Origin of the sequence: uncultured Chitinophaga sp. (assembly GCF_902168175.1) — a bacterium.
Classification (GTDB): Bacteria; Bacteroidota; Bacteroidia; order Chitinophagales; family Chitinophagaceae; genus Chitinophaga.
In genome coordinates, this window is sequence record NZ_CABHOU010000091.1 from 1 (window position 1) to 4,271 (window position 4,271).

A 4,271-nucleotide genomic window follows, 5' to 3' on the forward strand; every position below is an offset into this window, starting at 1 on the left:
GCTCCTCCTGCATTTGCCTTAAATCCCGTTCTATTTTGCGTGCAATACTTGTCATCGGCGTATCCGTTGGTTTGTTCTCAAACGGATCCTGCAGATTAATAGCCATCTTTTCAATTAGAAGGAACGATGCGGATATAGCAACTACCAGCGGTACTTCCATCAACCCAAAATGATCGATGAGCGCGAACGGAAGCAGCACGATAAAGAAGATTACAGTGAAATGGGTGTACAAGCTGTATGTAGCCGGAAACACTGTATTCTTAATCCTTTCACATTTACCCATGGCATCACAAAGCCTGGTCAGCGTTCTGTCCAGCTCTATTTGCTGGTATGGATTTACCCATTCGCGCTCGATGGCGTACTTCAGATCACGGGCGTGCAGGTGCAACATGCCGGATGGTACGTTGTCGTAGCGGGCCAGCTGGTTCAATTCACGTTTAGACAACAGTCTGTCCAGCCCTTTAATCGGGTCCATGCCGCGCAGCGATTGGCCGAGGGCGAAGTTCCATGCGATCTGCCGTTTCACGAACTGGTCCTGGAAATGTTTGAACTCTTCCGAATTGTAGGGGTCATCTGTAAGTGTCAGGATCTGCCTGGCCAGCGAGCGCGAATCGTTTACGATAGCGCCCCATATGGTGCGGGCTTCCCACCAGCGATCGTACGCCTGGTTCGACCGGAAAGCCAGCAGCAGCGACAGTACAGTGCCCAGTACCATGGGTACAGCTATAGGGATAGATATATCACCTACATGGTAATTATTATAAAGGATGTTGATGACCAGCGTATACACCGTTATTGCCAATACCTCATACCTGATCTTCCCGAAAACATACTTAAATGGAATATTGTGCTTTAATAACATAGCCTTTGTGTTTTGTCGTTATTTAATTAAGCGATATCAGGCTTTGCAAATTCACTGGTTCTGGTGACCTTCAAGTGTTCGCCAGTAATAAGTCCGATATCGATGCACGGATGTAGCTAGGTTTACGAGTTACCGATTGTACTTCCACCAGCGGATACTTGCATTTCTTTATAAGTTTGCAAGGATCAAAACTAGCTTTAGACGGTAACTCGTAAGTATTTTCAGTTGGGCACGCAATGGCGTTTACCTCGTTGGCCAGTAAGAAATTGCGGAAGGCGGCATTCGTGGTGCCAACAAAAAACTCAACTTTTATTTCGCCAATCGCCGAAGCGTACTTATTTTTCAGTATTTCGCAAGCCTCTCTGAACTCATCGGTTATGAGATCGTAGTGACGGCTGCCACGCGCAAATTGCAGCAGATCGATGATTGAATCTGGCATTTTTAGCGCATGCATGAACACGATGTTTACCGGTTCGCCGTTCTGTTTTTCCACTACGCTATGCACGTAACCCATGGAGCGGATGCTGAAATCAGTAGGTACTAAAATGTTCTTCATATTCTGCGAGATTTGATACAAAATTATCGCTGGTATATTAGGAGCAGGTAAACGTGAGGTAAAAAGGTGGATGGAATCTGGTAAGAATTCGGTAAGAATCGTTAGTTATCCTTTCCTTTACGGCCCGTAGCCCTTAAATTTGTTTATAATGAAGATATTGTTGGTAGAAGATGAACCTGGCGTAGTTTCCGTCGTATCGCGGGGGCTCTCAGAGGCGGGTTACGAAGTAAGCGTGGCGCCTGATGGGCCGCTGGGGCTACATATGGCCACCACGGGCAGTTACGGCATCATATTACTTGATGTAATGCTGCCGGGTATGAACGGTATAGAGGTTTGCCGCAGGTTACGGGCGGATGGGTATAACACGCCTATATTAATGCTTACCGCCCTGGGCACTACTGAAAATATCGTAATGGGACTCGATAGCGGGGCCGACGATTACCTGATGAAGCCCTTTAAACTCCAGGAACTGGAAGCGCGCATCCGTTCTCTATTCCGCCGGCAGGTGCCGGGCGGCCCGCTGATTACATTGGCACCGGTGGCTCCACCACCCGCCGCTAACAATATTCTTACCCTCGGTGATTTGCAGCTGGATGTAGATAAGAAGCTGGCCTTACGTAATGGTAAAGGCATCGTTCTTACCGCCACTGAATACCGTTTGCTCGAATACCTGTTCAAAAATCCCCGCCGCGTGCTGTCGCGCATGGAAATACTGGAGCATGTGTGGGGCATCGATTTTAATATGAATACGAAGGTGGTGGATGTATATATTAACTATCTCCGCAAGAAACTTAATAAAGACGGCGGCACCGAACTTATTCAAACCGTTGTTGGTTTGGGTTATATGTTGAACGATGAAGATTAGAACTAAAATCATATTCCTTTTCGCTGGGCTCACGTTATCGGTTGTACTGGTAATGAGTTTCTTCGTATACTATCTCGCTAACCAGTATTCCTTCGAGGATTTCTATAAAAGGTTAGAGATACGTGCCTACATTACCGCCAAAGGTTCACTGCCTTACTTTGAGGGCGACGCGGCGATTTATAATGAGATCAGGGATAAACACCTGGAAAGACTGCCGGCCGAGCAGGAGTTTTTATTAAAGGTAGACACACTTACCCGCAAGGTGGAAAAAGACCTGCGGCTTAATTTGCCCCAGGCCTTCTATAACCAGGCCATCTCGCAGGGAAAAGTTACCTACCGCCAGGGCGACCGCTTCTTCGAAGGCATACTCTATAGAAGTAAACAAGGTAACTACCTGGTCATCATCTCTGCCGAAAACCAATATAGTAAAGAGTACCTCGCGGAATTACAACGCATCCTCATTATCAGCAGCCTTATCGCTGTTTTTGCCATTGTTACAACCGGGCAGTTCTTCTCGCAATACATACTTCGTCCTATACGGCGAATGATGTTACAGGTAAAAAACATCAGCTCCCGCAACCTGCACATGAGGCTCGAAACGCCCGATAGTCGCGACGAACTCAATGAACTCGCATCTACCTTTAATAATATGCTCGACCGGCTGGAAACGGCTTTTGAAACGCAGAACAACTTCGTAAGCAATGCTTCTCATGAATTAAGCACGCCGCTTACAGCTATTATCGGGGAGGCAGAACTGTCGCTGGCGCGTGAACGGAGTGTAGAAAGTTATCAGACGGCCATCCGTACTATCCTGTTCCAGGCGGAGCGGCTGGAGCATATTACGCGTAGTATGCTGCAGTTGGCGCAAACGGGGTTCGATGGTAAAAAGCAGGAATGGTGCCTGGTGCGTACCGACGAACTGCTGTTTACGGTTAAAAACATCGTGGATAAAATTAACCCGGGCAACCAGGTGGAGATCGATTACAGTCTGTTTCCTGAAGAAGAGGAAAAGCTGTCGGTGCAGGGGAACTTCCAGTTGCTGGAACTCGCGCTGACGAATATAGTGATCAACGCTATTAAATATTCGAACAACCAGCCGGTAATGCTGGCATTGGCGGCCACGTACACCCGTAATATCATCATTGTAAAAGATAAAGGTATCGGCATTCCCCAGGAAGATCTGCCATACATATTCTCCCCGTTCTTCCGCGCCAGTAACACGGCTAACTTTAAAGGTTACGGTATTGGCCTTCCGCTGGCCATGAATATTGTGCGCATGCACAAGGGCGAAATTATTGTGAACAGTAGTTTAACGGAAGGAACAGAAATAAGGGTAGAGCTGCCCAGCTAAGATTCCAGTTCGCCACACAACGTGTAAAAGTGTTTTACCACATCGATAGCCTGCAGGTAGGAGGTGGGTTTAATTACATACGAGTGCGCGCCCAGCGACAGGCATTCGTCGTGTTCGATTGGGTTAAGGGAAGTGGAGAAGATAATTACCGGGATGGTAGACAGTCCTGGTTTATCTTTCAGGTAACGCAATGTTTGGGTGCCGTTCATTTTCGGCATATTAAGATCCAATATTACGAGCGAAGGCAGAGTAGAGCAGGTTTCGAGGTACGAAATAGCATCTTCGCCATTTACGGCAAATTGTATCGCTGTTCCATAACCTAATTCTTCAAAAGTGTCTTTAATAATAAGCCGGTCTTCGGCGTCGTCATCTACAATTAGTATCTTGGAACACCCATTCATATACTTATCTGTTTTACTGGTAACGATATTTTAAACGTGGCTCCTTCATTTTCTTTACTGCTGGCTGTTATGCTGCCGTTGTGCAAATTTATGATCTTCTGGCAAATGGCAAGCCCCAGCCCGGTACCCTTGTACTGATCGTTAGAATGTAACCGCTGAAATAACGTAAACATTTTGGGCAGGTATTTTTCATCAAACCCAATGCCATTATCCTGTATGGCAATTTCGGTATGGGT

At 46.8% G+C, this 4,271-nt stretch carries 6 protein-coding genes; 2 read left to right on the forward strand and 4 right to left on the reverse strand.

The genetic code is table 11. The features are described from left to right. Both QZT80_RS19195 and QZT80_RS19200 read right to left on the reverse strand, forming a co-directional pair. A partial coding sequence (locus QZT80_RS19195) for a bestrophin family protein (protein ID WP_295125814.1) occupies positions 1 to 862 on the reverse strand: 862 nt, incomplete at its 3' end. 70 nt (positions 863 to 932) lie between these two features. Next, positions 933 to 1,418 (reverse strand): hypothetical protein, encoded by a 486-nt coding sequence (locus QZT80_RS19200; protein ID WP_295125816.1) that lies wholly within the window; start codon positions 1,416 to 1,418, stop codon positions 933 to 935. 148 nt (positions 1,419 to 1,566) lie between these two features. On the opposite strand from QZT80_RS19200, the gene QZT80_RS19205 reads away from it, so the two are divergent. Then, complete coding sequence (locus QZT80_RS19205) at positions 1,567 to 2,283, forward strand: response regulator transcription factor (RefSeq protein WP_295125818.1); 717 nt, start codon at positions 1,567 to 1,569, stop codon at positions 2,281 to 2,283. Beyond that, the gene (locus tag QZT80_RS19210; RefSeq protein WP_295125820.1) at positions 2,273 to 3,634 is read left to right on the forward strand and encodes a HAMP domain-containing sensor histidine kinase; all 1,362 of its coding nucleotides are present in this window, start codon (positions 2,273 to 2,275) and stop codon (positions 3,632 to 3,634) included. Before QZT80_RS19205 ends, QZT80_RS19210 begins: the two co-directional genes overlap by 11 nt. On the opposite strand, the gene QZT80_RS19215 is transcribed toward QZT80_RS19210, so the two are convergent. Both QZT80_RS19215 and QZT80_RS19220 read right to left on the reverse strand, forming a co-directional pair. After that, entirely contained in the window at positions 3,631 to 4,035 is a 405-nt protein-coding gene (locus QZT80_RS19215; RefSeq protein ID WP_295125821.1) for a response regulator, read from the reverse strand. The two genes, QZT80_RS19210 and QZT80_RS19215, sit on opposite strands and share 4 nt — an antisense overlap. Then, the coding region (locus tag QZT80_RS19220) for an ATP-binding protein (RefSeq protein WP_295125823.1) at positions 4,032 to 4,271 on the reverse strand (240 nt) is incomplete at its 5' end. The genes QZT80_RS19215 and QZT80_RS19220, both read right to left, overlap by 4 nt.

Excerpts from the sequence above, each read along its gene's own strand:
- QZT80_RS19215 (WP_295125821.1), bottom strand. The coding sequence starts at position 4,035 with ATGAATGGGTGTTCCAAGATACTAATTGTAGATGACGACGCCGAAGAC.
- QZT80_RS19205 (WP_295125818.1), top strand. The coding sequence starts at position 1,567 with ATGAAGATATTGTTGGTAGAAGATGAACCTGGCGTAGTTTCCGTCGTA.
- QZT80_RS19200 (WP_295125816.1), bottom strand. The coding sequence starts at position 1,418 with ATGAAGAACATTTTAGTACCTACTGATTTCAGCATCCGCTCCATGGGT.
- QZT80_RS19210 (WP_295125820.1), top strand. The coding sequence starts at position 2,273 with ATGAAGATTAGAACTAAAATCATATTCCTTTTCGCTGGGCTCACGTTA.